Source organism: Bacillus cereus group sp. BceL220 (genome assembly GCF_051776965.1).
Lineage (GTDB): Bacteria > Bacillota > Bacilli > Bacillales > Bacillaceae_G > Bacillus_A > Bacillus_A cereus.
Genome location: NZ_JBPWBC010000024.1, coordinates 1 through 17,993 on the forward strand (window position 1 = coordinate 1; position 17,993 = coordinate 17,993).

Here is a 17,993-nt window from a genome sequence, read left to right on the forward strand (position 1 = left end):
TGCATATAATGAAGATTCAATTGACACAATCTTATTATCAAACTTCGTGATAGATAGAGAGTCCATTTTTGGATTGATCCATTTTTTCATGTATTTCACCTCCCTTTAAGGTTTTTTTTCAGGTTATATTTCTTACCAAGAACTAGGGTCTTGTAAGCTCTCCACGGTGACCACTGCTTGCATATAATGAAGATTCAATTGACACAATCTTATTATCAAACTTCGTGATAGATAGAGAGTCCATTTTTGGATTGATCCATTTTTTCATGTATTTCACCTCCTTTAGGCGTTCCAATTCATAACTAAAGCATCAATATTTCAGGAGGCTTGTAGTGTCGAAAATTGGATATGCTTTTGATAGGATAGTAATAATCGAAATCAAAATTAATATCAATGTCAAATTCAGTTTCTATTTTCGATATAGGAATAAGAACTTTTGTATTAGGATTGGTGATTTGTTTATAGATATACTTCTTCCCGTAGGTCTTACTACCAATAATTGTTGTATCCTCATCGCTTTTAAATCTATCGGTGAATAACTCTGCAGAGCTGCAAGTTGAGTTTGAAACAAGTATATATTTATGATTAATAGAATATTTATTGCATATATTATTAAACCAATTATAGAAATCAATCATTTTATGTAGTTCTCCACCAAAATTGATTCTTAAATCTACAACTACATTTTTCTCATAAATAGTTTCATCAATTTCTGGAATGATATCAAAACTGATGCATTGTATAAAAAAATAATTATTACTTGCAAAGTTTTTGTAAACTATCTTATTCCAATCTAAGTCTTCCAAAGTTAGTATCCACTGGCTACCGTTGTTGAATTCAACCAGATTATCACCGACTAACCAACTACTAATAACATCCGGTGGTTTACCGTTAACTTTAACGATGACATTGGATTGTATCTCTTTTGGTAATGGTGGATAAATGTCTATAATATAAATTTTAGAATTACTTTTACTAACGAATATACCGAATTTTTCAAGGAATTTTTCTAAAGTATCTCTTTCTATAGTTATCACTTTAGACATGACTGACAGACTCCTTAGATACATAATTTGTAAAATCATATTTAATATCAAATCTATCGTATATATCTTTAGGCGTATTATGAGAAATAACTATGATAGTTTTATCTTTAATATTTAAAAGCTCATCCCAATATATCTGACTATTAAGGCGATCCAAATTAGATGTAGGTTCATCAAATATCAAAGTTGATCTATTTGACATTAATCCCCTCAATATAAGCAATCTTCTTTTTTCGCCACTAGAAAGTTTTGTTACATCCTCACTTAAAAGTTTCTCTTCAGATAAAAACCTCTTCATGTAAATGAATTCTTCTTTGCTATATTCATTTCTTAACAAGATATTAAATATAGGCGATTCATCAAAAAGATTATTGTCAGTCATAACATACATAATGTCCTCAAATGGATTACTATTAATCTTAAGGTTGTCATGGTCATAACAGATTTCTCCAGCATTTTTATTCTTTAACAAACCAAGTATTGATTCTAAGAATATAGATTTCCCTAAGCCACTTTGCCCCGTAATGATATGTGTTTTATTTTTTAGGAAAGCTATATCCTTGTAATTGAAAATAGTATTATCGAATTTTAAAGATATTTTCTTAGTAGAAATTGAATTTTGATAATCAATGATTGTTTCTCTTTCATCCACTTCTGAGCAAAGGATCGAACTGATTTCCTCTCTCAATTCCTTCGTACTGTTTATATTGTTAATACTTCTCGAAAGTGATAGAATCGGCATACTTAATTGCTCTACCAGTCCTAGAAGGGTAATAGTAACACCAGGAGTAATATGCCCCTTTATAATTAATAAAGTAGAAATAGCCAGTATTATGAAATGCGATACATATGATAGTAACGAATATAGGGCATTTAATGTTACTTTATAATTCTCAGTTGTTAACCCAGCCTCCCTTTCTTTATTAATTATTCTTTTTGATTTATTAAGAAAAATAACATCCGCATTTAAAACTCTTACGTACTTTAGATTGTCTAGTAGGTTTTTAAAAAAATTCAGGTTATCGCCCTTTTGATTTAGGAATTTTTTCTCCAGATTAGCCAACTTATCTTTAAATACTCTAGTTAATAATAATGGTAAAAACATGAATGCAATTACAACCAAACCAATATAGACATTTATAATTAATAAGGATGTTGTAACGAATACTATTCTCAGTGATAAGTAAATAGCATCAAAAAAACTTCTGTAATATAGAAACTCTAAGCTGTCAACCACATTAGTTAACGTGTTTAAACTATTTTCTTTTGTCTTTTTTATATTTGTGAAGTCTTTAGTTTTAAGTACATTCTTAATAATAAGACTTTTTTGGTTTGCAAAAGTATTTCTAATTAAGTAATTTTCGTACACCCATTCAAAAAAGTAAAAAAGTACTTCTATCATTATTAATAATCCGAATACCAAAATATATTTATATACATTACTTAAATTATGATCAAGTGCTCCTTGAAATAAATCTCCTTTAACGAATTGAATAACTGTTCCAATAAGCGTTGAAACAACTAGAATTAAAATCAACAGAAAGGTATTTTTATTCTTAATACCAAAAATCATAGAATTCTTCATATATATAATAATCCTCCCATTTTATTCTTGTTTAAATAAAGAGAGTAGCAATAAAACCTAAAACATCAATCCATCTATTCGTTTTGAATCCTCCTTTTACTACTTCCACTTGCTTTTTGTTTAGATTTTCTCGAAAAACAAGTTTGCTTACAAGATTAATGATAGAGGATAAATCTTGATTTAGCGGCAAGATGTATACAAATATATACATGTAAGGAAGTGTTTATTTATATATTTTTATATGAAATTCGCAATAACTACCCACTTATCCATATTAATAAATTGTATATTGTAAAAAATATAAAACATCAATCCATCCTCCCATTTTGAATCCCCCTTTTTTACTTTCACTTATTTATATTTAGTTTTTTCCGAAAAACAAGTTCACTCACAAGATTGATGATAGCGAATAGATCTTGATTTAGTGGTGAGATGTATATATTTATGTCTCCGGAAGCATTTGTTTATGTAAAATTCACAATAACTACTCACTTATCCATATCTATAAATTGAAAATTATAATAACTTATAAAATATCAATCCATCCTCCCATTTTGAATCCCCCTTTTTTTATCTCTTTACAGATTTAATTTTTGAATTATTTTGAATTAACAAATTGTTTATAAGGTTGATGATAGACAATCGAATTGATTTAAAGGTAAAATGTATATAAATATACACATTTTGGGAGGTAATTACTTGTTTGGCCCTACAATTGAGAAGATAAGAGAAGGTAAAAAGATTAAAATAAAGGATCTTTGTGACGGTATTGTATCTAGAGCAGCTTATCATCGATTTGCTATCGGACAATCTGACACTAGTATTCTGAATCTATCTTTATTTATGGATAGGTTGCAGATTTCCCCTGATGAGTTTTTTCTAATTCATAACAACTATGCTAGCGATAAGATAGTTTCATTTTTAAAAGAATTATCACGAGCATACAGGGTACAAGACCTTCAAGGAATACGCTCTTTGAGAAGTAAATTAGAGGCAGATTTTACTGGTGTAAAAAAAGAACATTTGACGGAACTTCTAAACTTTAGAATTTGTAGATTGGTGGGGAAAGATGTAAACGGAGAAAATAGTGAATTATTTAAATATTTGGTTAATACTGAGTTTTGGACTCACTATGAGCTTGTTCTATTTACAAATAGCATGTATGTATTTTCATTAGAGTTAATTGATGCTCTTCTTGTGCGTTGTATTCAAAACTTCAAGAAATATAGTCAAGTTAGACCTTATGGGAATGAGAGCTTTAGACTTGTGGTAAATGCCCTAATTTTATCATTTGAACAAAAAAATTCTTTTTACACCAACAAATGGGTTGATTTACTAGGAACGATAGAGCTAAATGATAGTGACTTCTTCGAAAAAACACTATCTAAAATATTCAAAGGATTCTATGAAATAAATATTAACAACAATCGAAAAAACATTTCAGAAATAATAAAAACAATTGAGTTTGTTGGACATATCGAAGCAGATGAACACGAGATTATGTTTACTCGTATGTTGGATTACATACTTGAGCATAGTGATGTAGAAAAAGGAAATTACGTTTATGAGAGTTAACCTATAATCCATTTAATGTTATAAACTAATTCTTTGGGGGAATATATAATGTATAAAATGATACCTTACACAAAAGTTAGAACAGTAAATCAGCCAACTAGCAAATCAATTCACGATAGTTGGCTTGACAAAAAACTTTTTACTGGTTCCAGAAGTTTATACGACCAACTGCAAAGAAACGAAAACCTTCAGAAAGCTACAATAGCGAAAAGGAAATACATAAATAGATCTAGATATAGAGCTACGCCTTTTGGTTTGTTTTCTTCGGTAAAATTATGCGAGATGTCTGAAGTAAGTAACCCGAAAAACCAAATGATTATTCAGAACGATTACAAAGTGTATACAAGTATTGATTCAGAATGGATTCATAAGTTTATTTCAAATACGAAAAGTGAAAATTTAGATAAACTAGCGGTGTGCTGGAATAATAATGTTATATATCAAAACTCTAATTATATATATAACACTTGGACACCAGATGATAAGAAAAAGTTCAGTAGTAATAAAATTCATGTGAATAATCTTATTGAATGCATTCGAGATAATTCGAAAAACTTCTTAACCCTTGAAGAACTTTCAGAAAAACTGGAGAAAAATAACAACATCCCTCTACCAAATCATATTTTATTAAGTGTAGTGAAGCAGTTGGTAAAAGGGGGCTATTTAATTACTGATATTGATAATTTAACTTTTGTTCAGAATTTTGAACTTCTCATTCGGTACCTTAAAAAGAAAAACTATAGTTTTCCAGAGGATACAATAAGTAAAGCAAAAAATATGATAAAGAGGTTAAATTGTCCAGTAAATGATTTCAACCTAGATACTGTAAATGAATTGGAAGAATTGTTATCTTCGATAATTGTTAGTAAACATTATCTTCGTTATGATAGCGAAACAAATGTAGTTAATCTTGATTTAGATAAGAAAATGATCGAGGAATCAGTCTTACCCTTAATAAATTTTCTTTCCTCTTATGCTATAAGAGTGCCATTAAGTGAGAGGTATCAAGCTGATGTACATTTTTTCAAAGAGAAGTATGGAAATGCAAAGGTAAAGTTTCCCGAATTCTATAAAAACTATCAATTAGTCAGAGAAAATAATCGTTCACTAGAAAGCAAAACCTCTAATTTGGAGAGCAAAATTAGAACACAATTATTAGCCTTTATTTCTACAGCAAGCAAGTTAAACTCAATAGAGATAGACATATCCAAACTGTGTTTCAAAAAAATGAAGATAGAAGGCGAAATGCCTCCTACAATTCAAACTTGTTTTCATTTAGGGGTAGAAAATGACAAAACTAGTTTTTCTCTCACTCCATATGGTGGTAACAATGGTCTTGGTCGTTTAGAAGGTCGCTTTTCTTATATAAACCCTGAATATTTTACAATGGTGAAAGATATTGAAAGGAATAAACATTTAGAAGCTAATACAGAGATTATTACCGTTAAATATATGCCGAAAGAACATCATTACTATAACATTATGAATGATTGTTATGAAGGGAATTTTAATCTTCAATTTGGAACTGCTGAAAATCATAAATCCCTATCATTAGAAAATTTGTTTATAGGAGTTCAAGATAATAAACTAACATTTTTTTCATGTTTGAATGGAAATGAAAAAATTGTTAAATTTGAACAATATAATGTATCCAACATAGAACACTTTTCACCACATGTCTTAAATGACTTGTTATTCTGGAGCAGTAATTATTATTCAAATTTAATGTCCTTAATTTTTGATATTCAAAAATTAAGAAAAGACTTCATTTACTTCCCAAGGGTTCACTTTAAAGGCCTTGAATTATTTCCTCAATCTTGGTTGATCAAAAATTATTTGGAAGATGGACTTCAAAAAGATGAATTTTTCAGTAAGTTTGACGATATGAAAAAAATTTATGAGATACCCGATTCCTTTTTCATTAGAACTAATGATTTAAGATTATTAATTGATACTAATTGTGAAGATGATTTGGATATTTTATGGGATATTTATAAAAAAGATACTCATTTGGATATGTACCTTGAAGCAGAATCAATGGATTTTTCAAACTCAGCCACAATTGACTCTGAAGGAAATCACTATATATCTGAGTTTGTTTTCAATTTTGTATCTCAAAAGATTAACCCTAAGAAATTAAACCTTCAATCTCCGTATCATAGCAAAGAAGAATTAAATCTAAAAAGAAAAGTTAAGTGGAATCATTTTAATATATACTTACCACACGAACATCATGACGATTTTTTAGGTGCTTTTTTATTCGAATTTATAAATAAATTAAAAGATAATGGAGTAGTGAGTAAATTCTTTTTTATTCGTTATTTTGATGACCGGCATCACATAAGGGTGAGGCTTTCTCCAAGTTCTAAGTATGAAAATGACTTGATTGATGACTACTTAGCAAAGGGAGTCATCAAAGGCGATATCATAGACTATAGTCCTGGAAAGTATGAGCCAGAGTACGAAAGATATGGGGGATTATCTACTATATCTAGTGCTGAAGACTTTTTCTGTGCTGATAGCTCCCTTATTCTTGATTTGTTACACTCCTGTTTAGAAAACGAGAAACTAGATAAGGTTGACCATGCAATATATCTAATTTTCAAGATCTTATCTATTCATACTAAAGAAGTTTATCAGCAATTCCTAATTATGGACGACGGATACTCTAATAAGGACTTTGCAAAAAATTATCGAGATAATAGGAAAAAATATTTGACGTATAGTGATTTAGCTGCATCTTCAGATTATAATTTAACTGCTAACTATATTGTATTCAATAAAGATCAACTTACTTTTTGGGAATATGAATTATCCAACTACTTTAACAAATTAAAACAAGAAAACCTATTCGATTTTAATATTATTCGAAGTTTAATACATATAACATGTATAAGACTCTTTGGCATTAAATCAGAGGAAGAAGAGCTGGTTGGAAATATGGTTTGGAGAGTTCTGAAACAAAAGGTTGCTCTGAATAAATACAATAGTGACAATCTTATTTTAAATTAATAATAAGAAATAAAATTTAAGAAAAAAGCGTTTCACTAAAGTTTTATATCTCTTTAATGAAACGCTTTTTTGATAACTTCTATCTACTTTTTTTCTTTTATAAGATGTAAAGTTTTATCTTTCATTTCCCAAATCTGATCAGCGACTCTTTCTACAAAAAAGTGATCATGAGAAGTAAAAAGAACTGTTCCTCTATATCCATTCAAAAACTTTTCTAAGGCTTCAATTGTAGCCAAATCTATAAAATTTGTTGGTTCGTCTAAAATAAGAACATTAGACGGTTTTGCAAAAAGACAGGCCATTGAAATTCTGGTTGCTTCTCCACCACTTAACGAGCTTATTGGTTTTCTGATTTCAGTTTCTTCAAAACCTAAATTACTAAGTATTGCACGAATAAGACTTTCTTTATACTCACTCATTTTCATAAGGTATTCTAATACACTTATATTACCAAAAAGTTTATAATCCATTTGCTTATACGTACTAAATACAATTTTAGAAGAAAGTGTTATGCCTTCTTGGTTATTAATAATATAATTTAATAAAGTTGTTTTTCCCGTTCCATTGTCTCCGACTATAGCAATCTTCTTTCCAAGAGGGAATTGGAAATTCAATCCAGAAAGAAGAACATTATCATTGATAGTAATAGCAATGTTATGGCCCATTATTGGGAAACGATTGTGTATTTCAAGTCCTTTTACCATTGGAAAAGAAATTGGTTTGGAGTCTTTCTTAATATGAACTTCATCTAACATATCAATTCTTTTTTCTATTGATTTAACAGTCTTCAACATACTCTTTTGAACAGTGTCTTTTTGTTTTGAAGAAGCTAATCGATTAGGTTTAATATTTTTTTGTTTGTTTTTTTCACTAACATTAGAAATTTTTCTTGCCTGATTTCTTTTAGATTCTACCGCTATCTCTAATCTTTCTTTTTCTTTTGTGACCTTTTGATATTTTCTTTGTAACTCTAATTTCTCATGTTCTTTTTGTTCAATATAATCATCGTAGTTTCCACTGAATTCTCGAATTATTCCATTGTCAACTTCCCATATTTTAGTAGCTATAGAGTTTATAAAATAACGATCATGACTCACAAATATTAAAGTTCCATAGTAATACTTTAACTCTTCTATCATAATATTGATGCTTTTTTTATCTATGTGAGTGGTTGGTTCATCTAAAAGTAACCCCAATTTATAATTAGAAAGCAACTGTACCAAACGAAATTTCGACTGCTCTCCTCCACTAAGTGTCGCCACACTATTTTTCGGTATGTTCAAGCGGCTAAGTAATTGGGGATTTAGATCGCCAGCATTTATTTCTTCTTTTACTTCCGCTATTTGTTCAAAATAATTGAAATCAACAAATCGGTCAACTTCGCCATTATCAGGATCAATCAAACCTGCAATTACATTTAATAAGGTTGTTTTTCCCTGGCCATTTTTCCCGACGATACCAATTCTATCATTTTGATAAGCTGTTAGTTCTTTTATATTAAATATCTCTTTACTTCCAAAATTAATCTGAGTATTTTTAATTTGTAAAGCTAATCCTTCCATATCTCTCCCTCCAGTCACAGTAGCCAAATGAAATATTTAAGTATACATCAAAGGGGACCGTTCATATATATAGATATCCCTATTTCCTTTGGTGTATAAAAATTATTCCTGTTAAATTGTAAGTCGTGCAGATCCCTCTTAATTATGTTAACATACAAAAAATAACAATTCAATAAATTACGATATTTCTGAATAATAAATCATTTTTATTATCCCTTATTATCAAGGCTTTTAACACTTAATATTTGTAGAACCATAACTTATAAGAGGTACAAGGATATCGACAAAACCCCACTAACCAATTTCGATAAAGAAAAACGTCGATTTCCTGTATCCTAAGTAATCGATTGTTCATACTTTAGATTTTTTCAAGTTTAATAATATGTATTTATTGGATGCGGGTCATCAGACAGGAGTGAAAACAATGTATTTGCTAGATAGAAACTAGCACAAAAATACCTGCACGAGAAGGCGCAGGTATCCAACAAGGGTATTTCGATATGCTATTCATATTTATCAGAATCTTAATTCATACCAATGCCCTCCAAAGTTTGAGTTAAATGTTCACCCTCATTTACTGGGAGTAATAATAACCAACGAATCTTTTTAAATTTTAATTTGTTTATTATGCCATTGTTACATAACTTCGGAATTTCTATATCAGCACTTAGTATCTGTTGTTATTGCTGATTCCATAAGATTCCTGTAGTATGAAATACTTCTTGTTTCAGAAACATCACGAAGGTTAATAACTACGCAAATGGAAACACTGGTTATTGGCTTAGGTTGGAGATATCCACCTGAAAATTATGGTAGATATTAACAAATAACACTTGCATATACAGATATTATATTATTTTATTTATGTTTACAAATTTTCTTACGTTTATTCAATACGTAACTTTGTAACACTTGCAATATTTTTTATTGGCATTCATTTTTGTACATACCACGAATAAGTTGTATTTTCCCTTCTTCCATTCCTCTTTTAATCCCTTGTTGCTCTGCATGAGCGAACTGTGCGGATACCAAAGAATTACATGACTATCTATATGTCCGATTTTGAGGGCTGAAGTCTGTTCAAATGTGCTTATCCCACAGCAGCTTGTCAAAATATGAAAAAAATAGCTCTCCACCAGCTAGATGGAGAGCTATTTTTCTAAAATCTATGATTTTACATGTTTTTCTTTCGTTAAAAATCAAAAAAGATTCCAGAGTATCGGGAACCCTAAAGGGTTTGTTCATTGTCTACATATTCAGCTATTTTTTGAACAACACCAGGTTCAAGTTGCTCTAGTACAGAAGCGGCTTGTTCTAAAGCTGCATCGTATTGATATTCACGGAATAATTTCTCCGCATAATTTAAGCTTTCTGCAAGGCTTTCATCATGACTGCGGTAACGGTTACCGTATTGAATTAATTTTTCAACTAAATACGCTTGTCCAATTAATTCTTCTGTCATTTCAGCTACACCGTTCACAGTTGTGTATGCTTCTTCTAAACTGCTATTTACAGCGTTCATATTTAACGGCTTCACTTCTAATTGTTCATATACAGCTTGCATTGCCATTTGCCCTCTTTTTAAATCTTCCATAATACTCTCTGGAAGACCTGGCAAATTCGACTTTTGCATAAAGCGTTTCGTTTCGAAAATAGTATTTCGCATTTCTTGTAACTTCTCACGCGCTTCAAATTCTTCTTTACGCATCGTTTGCAGCATTTCTTTATATTCTGCATGAAGTACTTTTAACGTTTCACATTGCTCATAAACCTCTTCTAGTTCCTCACGAATAATAGAGAAGGCAATATCTTGTTCAGCAACGCGTAATTGTAGCATTTCAAAACGTTTCGTTAAAATGTGCATTTGCTTTTCAATTACTTTTTGAGATTCAATATCCTTATCTTGCAATTGATAGCTTTGTTTCACAAGTTGTGTTTCTGTTTTCGTTTCAATCGTTTCGATACGTATTTCTTCTAAGTCTTCATAAACAGAAAGTGTTTTTTGCTCCACATAATGTCTCGCATGCACCTCTTGCTCAAGTTGATCATAGAAACCATCTAAACGAGTTTTTAAGTCTTCCACTTTTTCAGCCGCTTCTGTTATATGAAGCTCCTGTATATCCATTAAACATGTGTTTAGTTGTGTCGTCATATCACGAACTTCTTTAGGGATTTCCAAATACTCTAATACATAACCTTGTCTTACCATATCATTATGACCCTGTAATAAATCTTCCAGTTGAACTGGTAGCGTCGCTTGACACTCTACTAATAAATCTGGAATTTGGTGAATAATGATTTCTAAACTTGCTAAACCTTCTTCTAAACTAATAACAATTTCTCTCGCTTTTAAGTAGTCACCATTATCTGTTGCTTCTTCAAAGCTTTTAAATTTATTAGATTCAGCGTCTAGCATCTCTTCGATTTTCTGCTCTGCTGCTCCATACATATGTCTATGAGCAAGAACACTCTTTTTCATACTACGATATGTATCACGTAACCCTTCAATTTCCGAGCTATTTTTCTCATGGCTTTCTAACAATTGCTGTAATTCATTTAAAACACCTGTAATACGATTATCAGCGTCATCTAAACCACTTATGGATTCGTTCATCGCATGCTTTGCTTTTCGGAAGGAGAATTGCGAGGCGAATTTTCGCGCTTGCGCTAAATCTTTGTCAGCTTTCGGAAGGGTTGTTGATACAATTTCATCCCATTCTTCACGCCATTTACCAAACAGTTCTTCTGTTTGACCCGTCATGTTTAAATCTTTTACCCGTTTTAGTTCATCTGCCACAGGTTTATCTTTTATCTCTTGTTTCCACTGCTCCAGTGCTTCAATATCTTTATATGAACGATTTCTTATCACAAGCTCTATCATGAGCAGCACTAGAATAGAGCTTACTACAATGATAACGATCGTCAGGATAGAATCCATGCAAAAAAGCCTCCTAGTTATATCTCTTTTTTTGTCCGTTCCGTTTATAAAATGGAAGGCATTATGTATAAAAAGGGAATTCCCCTATATTTAACAACTAACAATGTACTAATCATACCATGTAATGGCTTGTTTTTGACCTAGTTTTTTTTAAAATTTCATGTTTCTTTCAATGCGATTGTAATCTTTCTCAATATTCCGCCTACCTCACTACCTATCCTCAAATGATTGTAATAACAAACAATCTTTCGTATGAGATACGAAATAAATTTTCCGCATGAGTGGTGGTTCAACAGAAATTCCATGTACATTTCCCTGCCTTACAGACTGCTCTACTGCCCTTTCTGGAAGTAACGTGATGCCAAGGCCAGCTTTTACCATTGCAAGCATCGGTTCTGCGTAAGATGTTTCCACAGCTATAGTTGGTTTTACACCTATCTCATGAAACATGTTCATAATCATTTTCCTTACATCGCATATTTCTGGATATACAATTAATTTTTCATTTTGCAGCTCTTCTATTTGAATGACTTTCTTCTCTTTATACGGATGATTATTTGAAATGGCACAAACAATTTTCTCTTGTTGCACTTCTTTTATATACGTAGCACCTTCTACTACTGAATCGATGAACATCGCGTCAATCTCCCGCGCTTTAAATAAATCTCTTAATACTTCCGTATGTCCGATTTGCCACTCTACTTCGAACTCATCACCTAATACATCTTTACACTCTAATATGTAATGCTCTGCTAAACTCGGTAGTATACCAATTGAAAACTTTCGGTTCTCTTGATACCTCCTCATTTCTGTTTTCACTTCATTTATTTGTTCCAAAATCGGTAGCATTCTTTTTATAAATAACTCTCCTGCCTCCGTTAACTCCACTCCTTGCGCAGAACGCTTAAGTAAAGTAACCCCTAAATCCGCTTCTAACTTTTGAATTTGCTTACTAAGCGCTGGTTGAGATATATGTAAAATCTTACTTGCCTTTGATAAACTTCGCGTATGCTTCACTTCGATAAACGATCGTACTGCCTCCAAATCCATCGTACACACCTCTAACAAAAAGTTATAACCGTTATAAGAAATCGATATTTCCTCCTATAAACAATTACTCTTTATACTTATTTCATCAACTTACTATAACGAAATGTAAAGGGGAAAGATACTCTTGAACAAAAAACAAATGCTACTCGGATCCTTTCTATGCTTACTCGCCGTAACTGCCTGGGGATTTATGTTTCCTGTAATGGCAAATGCCCTGCAATTTATCGATCCGTTCTTCTTCACAACGATTCGCTATGGATCAGCAGCTATTATTTTTCTTATTTTGCTATTAATTACTGAAGGGAAGACTTCACTCCGCTTAGAAAAAAGAACACTTTCTCTGTTCTTTTACGGGACAGTCGGTTTCGCAGGATATGGTTTTCTCGTTTTCTACGGACAACAACTTGCCGGGCCTTCTGGAGCAATTCATGCAGCTATGATTCAGTCCCTTATGCCTCTAATCGCCTTATCACTGCAATGGATAACGAAAAATCGTCGCCCTCAAAACTACACATTTCTTTGTATGTTCGTTGCATTACTCGGTGTTATGCTTGTCATTTCAAAAGGAAATATTCACTTATTATTTGGAGCTGCAAGTCACTTATCGACAAATATATTAATGCTATGCGGTGTTACTTGCTGGGTCATTTATACAAACGGGGGTGCTCGTTTTCAATCTTGGTCACCACTTCGATATACGACATTAACTTGTTTATTTGGCTCAATTTCACTCATCGTTATTGTTACTTTCTTAACGTACACAAATATAGTTACTATGCCTTCACTGCGTACAGTTGTGAGCGTTCGTTTTGAGCTCCTTTATATGTCGATTATCGCAGGAGTTATCGCTGTATTTTGCTGGAATATGGGCAATCGCTATATTTCATCTATTAACGGCATATTATTTATGAATTTAGTTCCTATCCTTGCCCTGATCGGTTCTATGTTTCGAGGTTATACAGTCGATAAAATTGAAATCGCTGGAGCTGCATTAACAATTATCGCGCTATTATGTAACAATTTATGGCAAAGAAAAGTAAACATAAAAATCCCCACCTCAGTTCGTTAGGTGGGGATTCTTCACATATGAACAGCTCTTGGCCATTCATGGTACATATTCGCTTTACATAATGCTTGTTCCATCCATTGCTCAATCTCTTTCGTGTACATTTCTATGAAAAATGTCTCAGACGGGAAAGAATGCAGTACTTCTGATATATATTGTGGATATAAAAACGGCATATTTATCATACCTTTTAATTGCGTCATAAACATTGTAAATGATACTTTCTGAAATTCTTGTTTCATTTGTCCTTGTCTAATAATTTGCTCTATATAATATCTTTCTTTAGAAAAATAAACGGTCATCACTTCACGAATTAATGTCGTATCAAGTGAAAGCTCTCGGTAGAAGAAACGTGTTAGTTCTCTATTTTCAAATTGATATCGTAACATCCCACGCACCATTTGCACCATCACATCTTTAGCCGACAAATATTCTCTCTGTTCAAACGAAATTTCAATCACATGAATATACCCTTCTAAAAAATCAGTAATAAGCTGTTCTAATAAACCTTGCTTCCCAGCAAAATAATATGAAATATTCGCTACATTCACATCCGCTCGCTTTGCAATGTCTCGCACCGACGTTCCATCATAACCTTTCGTATTAAACAACGATATTGCCGCATCAATTACTTTTTGTTTCGTCTGCTTCATGCGCTCACTTCCTCTCAATGAACAGCTATAGTTTAAATTTCTTGACTTTTAAGACAAATTCCTTTAATTTTCTATCGACAAAGTCATGTGAAATACATCGTATTTTGCTAATATTTTACACATCTCGATAAAAAAGGAGCTGTTTCCATGTTTACTAAAGAAAGTTATGCAGGATCTCGCGTGCAGCAATATGAGACAGTAATTAAACAACTGGATGCGTTATTAACTGGCGAATCAAACGTAGTCGCAAACTTATCAAATGCGTCCGCATTATTAAACCAATTTTTAGATCGCGTTAATTGGGTTGGCTTTTATGTAACAGAAGGAAATCAGCTTGTCCTTGGACCGTTCCAAGGAATGCCTGCTTGCGTACGCATTCCATTTGGACGAGGCGTTTGCGGCGTAGCAGCTGAAACAAAAACAACGCAGCTTGTAGCGGACGTTCACCAATTCCCAGGTCACATCGCTTGCGATAGTGCTTCTAATTCAGAAATCGTTGTACCGATTGTGAAAGAAGGAGCTGTCATTGGTGTACTTGACATTGATAGTCCTGAAAAAAATCGTTTTGATGAAGTAGATCAGCGCTATTTAGAAAAGTTTGTGGAAACACTCCTAAAACATATGTAAAAAGAAAAGAGCGAGTTATCGATTTAGTACGTCCTGTACAAAACCGATAGCTCACTCTTTTTTTATTGATTAACAGTAGATATTTTCTTTAATGCTTGCTCTAAATCAGAAACGATATCCTCCCAAGATTCTAAACCAACCGATAAGCGTATTAAATTATCGAAAATGCCCATTTCTTTTCTTAGTTCAGCTGGAATCGCAGCGTGCGTCATCGTTGCTGGATGCTGAATTAACGTTTCTGTATCTCCTAAACTCACCGCAATTGTAATAAAGTGGAGGTCATTAATAAATGCTTGCGTCTCTTCTTTTCCGCCTTTTACTGAAAAAGAAATAACACCGCCCCCGCGCTTCATTTGACGAGATGCTAACTCCCCTTCTGGATACCAAACACTTTCTACCGCATCATGTTTTCTTAAGAACGATACAATTTTTTCTGCATTATCACAATGACGATCCATTCTTACCGCTAACGTCTTTAACCCGCGTAATAATAACCACGCATCAAACGGCGCCATAATGCCGCCGATATCTTTTCGCATCGGACGAATTTTTTCAGCTAACGCTTTCGTTTTACAAATCGTTACACCCGCCACAACGTCGCCATGACCACCAATATATTTTGTCGCACTATGCACAACAGCGTCACAGCCAAGCTCAAGCGGTCTTTGTAAATAAGGTGAACAAAACGTATTATCAACAATGACAAGTAAACCATTTTGCTTCGCAACCTGAATAACTTGTTTTAAATCGATTAATTTCATTGTCGGATTAATCGGTGTTTCAACGAAAATAAGCTTTGTATTTGGACGAATTTTATTTTCAATATCAACCTCTGTCTCCATCTCACAAAACGAATGCGTAATCATAAATTTTTCTTCTAACACTTCTAAAAAACCGTACGTACACCCATATAATCCATTTGAACAAATAATATGATCTCCAGCCTTTAAAAAACCGATTAAAGTTGCTGAAATAGCTGCCATACCAGATCCGAAGGCAAGTGCTTCTTCTCCTCCTTCTAACACCGCCATACGTTCTTCAAATAATTTCACAGTCGGATTTCCAAGCCTTGAGTAAATATAAGATGGATCCACTCCCGCAAAACTCGCCTCTCCTTGCTGCGCAGTCTCAAATGTAAACGTAGAGGTTTGAAATAAAGGTGGTGTTAAACTTCCTTTATGTTCCTCAGGTGTATAACCGTGATGAATTAACGCTGTCTCCATATGCTTCTTTTTCATAAAAACATCCCCTTTATGTTTTTATTACCGCATATTCACCAGTAAAAAACTGATGAACGTTTTTACTACATTTTATGTAAGCGTTTTATTTGTGTTTCTATCTCTTCTTTTATATTGTTTTAAATTCCTTCTTATATTAATTCCCAAAATTTATATGCATAAAACAAAAACGTACTCGCTTGACGAAACTCTGGGTAAAAGATATAATAGCGTTTGTGTAAAATAAAAAGGCAGCCTTGTAATGTGAGTTTATCGTTTGTATTTTGTTCCTCTACGGAGGTGTATCTCGTAACTCCCTGCTGCTGGAGCGAAGGTACATGAAAACAAAATGCCCGTAAATATCGATTACGTCTGTTTTTATTTTACGTAAATAAAAACATTTTTAAAGGAGGAGTCAACTATGGCTCGTTATACAGGTCCAGCTTGGAAACTGTCTCGTCGTCTTGGAATCTCTCTAAGCGGCACAGGAAAAGAATTAGAAAAACGCCCTTACGCACCAGGTCCTCACGGTCCTAACCAACGTAAGAAACTTTCAGAATACGGTTTACAATTACAAGAGAAACAAAAACTTCGTCACATGTACGGCATGACTGAGCGTCAATTCCGTCGCACATTTGACCAAGCAGGTAAAATGCCTGGTAAGCACGGCGAAAACTTCATGATCCTTCTTGAAGCTCGTCTTGACAACTTAGTTTACCGTATGGGCTTAGCTCGCACTCGTCGTGCAGCTCGCCAATTAGTAAACCACGGTCACATCATGGTTGATGGCGCTCGCGTAGATATCCCATCTTACCGTGTAAAACCTGGTCAAACTATCAGCGTTCGCGAAAAATCTAACAGCCTTGTTGTTGTTAAAGAAGCGATCGAAGTTAACAACTTCGTACCAGAATACTTAACTTTCGATGCTGACAAATTAGAAGCTACTTACACTCGTCACGCTGAGCGTGCTGAGTTACCAGCTGAAATCAACGAAGCATTAATCGTAGAGTTCTACTCTCGTTAATGACAAAAAGCCAATCCTGTGGATTGGCTTTTTTCGTTTATATATAAAATAAAATTATTTATTTTCCTCTTTCTGAACATATACATAAGCATCTTTCTGCTCTTTATGTACATCCACCTTCGAATTCTCTGCAAGCTGACCCGCATTTAGCAAAGAAAAAATAATTAGCGCTTCTAGTGACATTTCGTTTTACCACTCCTTTCTAGTTGTTATACATTTATCATACCGCTTACATGTGATTTCCGTATGAACTCGAAAAGGAGATTACAACAAAACGGTTACAAGTATATGAATGCACGCTATAATAACCATAAAACAGGAGGTTGATTCATTTTGACGATAAACCAAATGGTTCAGTTAGGCAGTGCATGTATGTTGTTTATTACTTCCGCGCTTATTAATTGGTATCAGGGAAGTAATTTAATAGATGATCCTGATGAATGGAAATATAGCGCTAAGTTTACGAATTACTTCAAAGGCACCGTTTCAAATTACGAAGATATTTATCAAATCGATTTCTTTATATATGCAGCAAAATTTTATCCAACAGCATTTATCGTTATGCTAGTGAGTTTACTTTATATGTTCATATTAATTCTTTATATTCTATTTAAAAGAAAAGATCCGACGTTTTAAAT

At 32.8% G+C, this 17,993-nt stretch carries 15 protein-coding genes and 2 pseudogenes; 6 read left to right on the forward strand and 11 right to left on the reverse strand.

What is annotated here, in order from left to right:
• Positions 1 to 142 precede the first annotated feature (142 nt).
• Genes ACS2FK_RS28600 through ACS2FK_RS28610 form a run of 3 tightly spaced genes read right to left on the reverse strand, consistent with a single transcriptional unit; the run spans position 143 to position 2,631 of the window.
• Entirely contained in the window at positions 143 to 268 is a 126-nt protein-coding gene (locus ACS2FK_RS28600; RefSeq protein WP_255264700.1) for a hypothetical protein, read from the reverse strand.
• A gap of 34 nt (positions 269 to 302) precedes the next feature.
• The gene (locus ACS2FK_RS28605) at positions 303 to 1,046 is read right to left on the reverse strand and encodes a S41 family peptidase (RefSeq protein WP_023523173.1); all 744 of its coding nucleotides are present in this window, start codon (positions 1,044 to 1,046) and stop codon (positions 303 to 305) included.
• A complete protein-coding gene (locus tag ACS2FK_RS28610) occupies positions 1,039 to 2,631 on the reverse strand; it encodes an ABC transporter transmembrane domain-containing protein (RefSeq protein ID WP_063548770.1) in 1,593 nt (530 codons plus the stop codon). Before ACS2FK_RS28610 ends, ACS2FK_RS28605 begins: the two co-directional genes overlap by 8 nt.
• 699 nt (positions 2,632 to 3,330) lie before the next feature.
• On the opposite strand from ACS2FK_RS28610, the gene ACS2FK_RS28615 reads away from it, so the two are divergent.
• A complete protein-coding gene (locus ACS2FK_RS28615; protein ID WP_023523175.1) occupies positions 3,331 to 4,206 on the forward strand; it encodes a transcriptional regulator in 876 nt (291 codons plus the stop codon).
• 48 nt (positions 4,207 to 4,254) lie between these two features.
• Entirely contained in the window at positions 4,255 to 7,218 is a 2,964-nt protein-coding gene (locus ACS2FK_RS28620) for a lantibiotic dehydratase (protein ID WP_063548772.1), read from the forward strand.
• Between the two features lie 83 nt (positions 7,219 to 7,301).
• On the opposite strand, the gene abc-f is transcribed toward ACS2FK_RS28620, so the two are convergent.
• The 5 genes and pseudogenes from abc-f to ACS2FK_RS28645 form a co-directional block, all read right to left on the reverse strand.
• Positions 7,302 to 8,780 carry a ribosomal protection-like ABC-F family protein gene (abc-f, locus tag ACS2FK_RS28625; protein ID WP_023523179.1) on the reverse strand — a complete coding sequence of 493 codons (1,479 nt, stop codon included), beginning with the start codon at positions 8,778 to 8,780 and terminating at the stop codon, positions 7,302 to 7,304.
• Between the two features lie 527 nt (positions 8,781 to 9,307).
• Positions 9,308 to 9,532: pseudogene (locus tag ACS2FK_RS28630) on the reverse strand (Rpn family recombination-promoting nuclease/putative transposase); the annotation flags it as partial.
• A gap of 134 nt (positions 9,533 to 9,666) precedes the next feature.
• Positions 9,667 to 9,806, reverse strand: a pseudogene (locus tag ACS2FK_RS28635) (Rpn family recombination-promoting nuclease/putative transposase); the annotation flags it as partial.
• Between the two features lie 202 nt (positions 9,807 to 10,008).
• On the reverse strand, positions 10,009 to 11,718 hold the full coding sequence (gene ezrA, locus ACS2FK_RS28640; protein WP_023523181.1) for a septation ring formation regulator EzrA: 1,710 nt from the start codon (positions 11,716 to 11,718) through the stop codon (positions 10,009 to 10,011).
• A gap of 210 nt (positions 11,719 to 11,928) precedes the next feature.
• Entirely contained in the window at positions 11,929 to 12,768 is an 840-nt protein-coding gene (locus ACS2FK_RS28645; protein WP_023523182.1) for a LysR family transcriptional regulator, read from the reverse strand.
• Between the two features lie 124 nt (positions 12,769 to 12,892).
• Between ACS2FK_RS28645 and ACS2FK_RS28650 the strand changes: the two genes are divergently transcribed.
• Entirely contained in the window at positions 12,893 to 13,837 is a 945-nt protein-coding gene (locus ACS2FK_RS28650; protein ID WP_063548774.1) for a DMT family transporter, read from the forward strand.
• Between the two features lie 11 nt (positions 13,838 to 13,848).
• On the opposite strand, the gene refZ is transcribed toward ACS2FK_RS28650, so the two are convergent.
• On the reverse strand, positions 13,849 to 14,487 hold the full coding sequence (gene refZ, locus ACS2FK_RS28655; RefSeq protein ID WP_000814914.1) for a forespore capture DNA-binding protein RefZ: 639 nt from the start codon (positions 14,485 to 14,487) through the stop codon (positions 13,849 to 13,851).
• Positions 14,488 to 14,634: 147 nt separating this feature from the next.
• Here refZ and ACS2FK_RS28660 point away from each other — a divergent pair, with 147 nt between their 5' ends.
• On the forward strand, positions 14,635 to 15,114 hold the full coding sequence (locus ACS2FK_RS28660) for a GAF domain-containing protein (protein WP_000494340.1): 480 nt from the start codon (positions 14,635 to 14,637) through the stop codon (positions 15,112 to 15,114).
• A 62-nt stretch (positions 15,115 to 15,176) separates the two neighbouring features.
• Here ACS2FK_RS28660 and megL read toward each other — a convergent pair whose 3' ends face one another.
• Positions 15,177 to 16,352: a methionine gamma-lyase gene (megL, locus tag ACS2FK_RS28665; RefSeq protein WP_063548776.1), complete on the reverse strand. Its 1,176-nt coding sequence runs from the start codon at positions 16,350 to 16,352 to the stop codon at positions 15,177 to 15,179.
• 400 nt (positions 16,353 to 16,752) lie between these two features.
• Between megL and rpsD the strand changes: the two genes are divergently transcribed.
• Entirely contained in the window at positions 16,753 to 17,355 is a 603-nt protein-coding gene (gene rpsD, locus ACS2FK_RS28670; protein ID WP_000135315.1) for a 30S ribosomal protein S4, read from the forward strand.
• 54 nt (positions 17,356 to 17,409) lie between these two features.
• Here rpsD and ACS2FK_RS28675 read toward each other — a convergent pair whose 3' ends face one another.
• Complete coding sequence (locus ACS2FK_RS28675) at positions 17,410 to 17,538, reverse strand: hypothetical protein (protein ID WP_000050944.1); 129 nt, start codon at positions 17,536 to 17,538, stop codon at positions 17,410 to 17,412.
• 150 nt (positions 17,539 to 17,688) lie between these two features.
• Here ACS2FK_RS28675 and ACS2FK_RS28680 point away from each other — a divergent pair, with 150 nt between their 5' ends.
• Positions 17,689 to 17,991 (forward strand): YjdJ family protein, encoded by a 303-nt coding sequence (locus tag ACS2FK_RS28680; RefSeq protein ID WP_023523185.1) that lies wholly within the window; start codon positions 17,689 to 17,691, stop codon positions 17,989 to 17,991.
• Positions 17,992 to 17,993 lie beyond the last annotated feature (2 nt).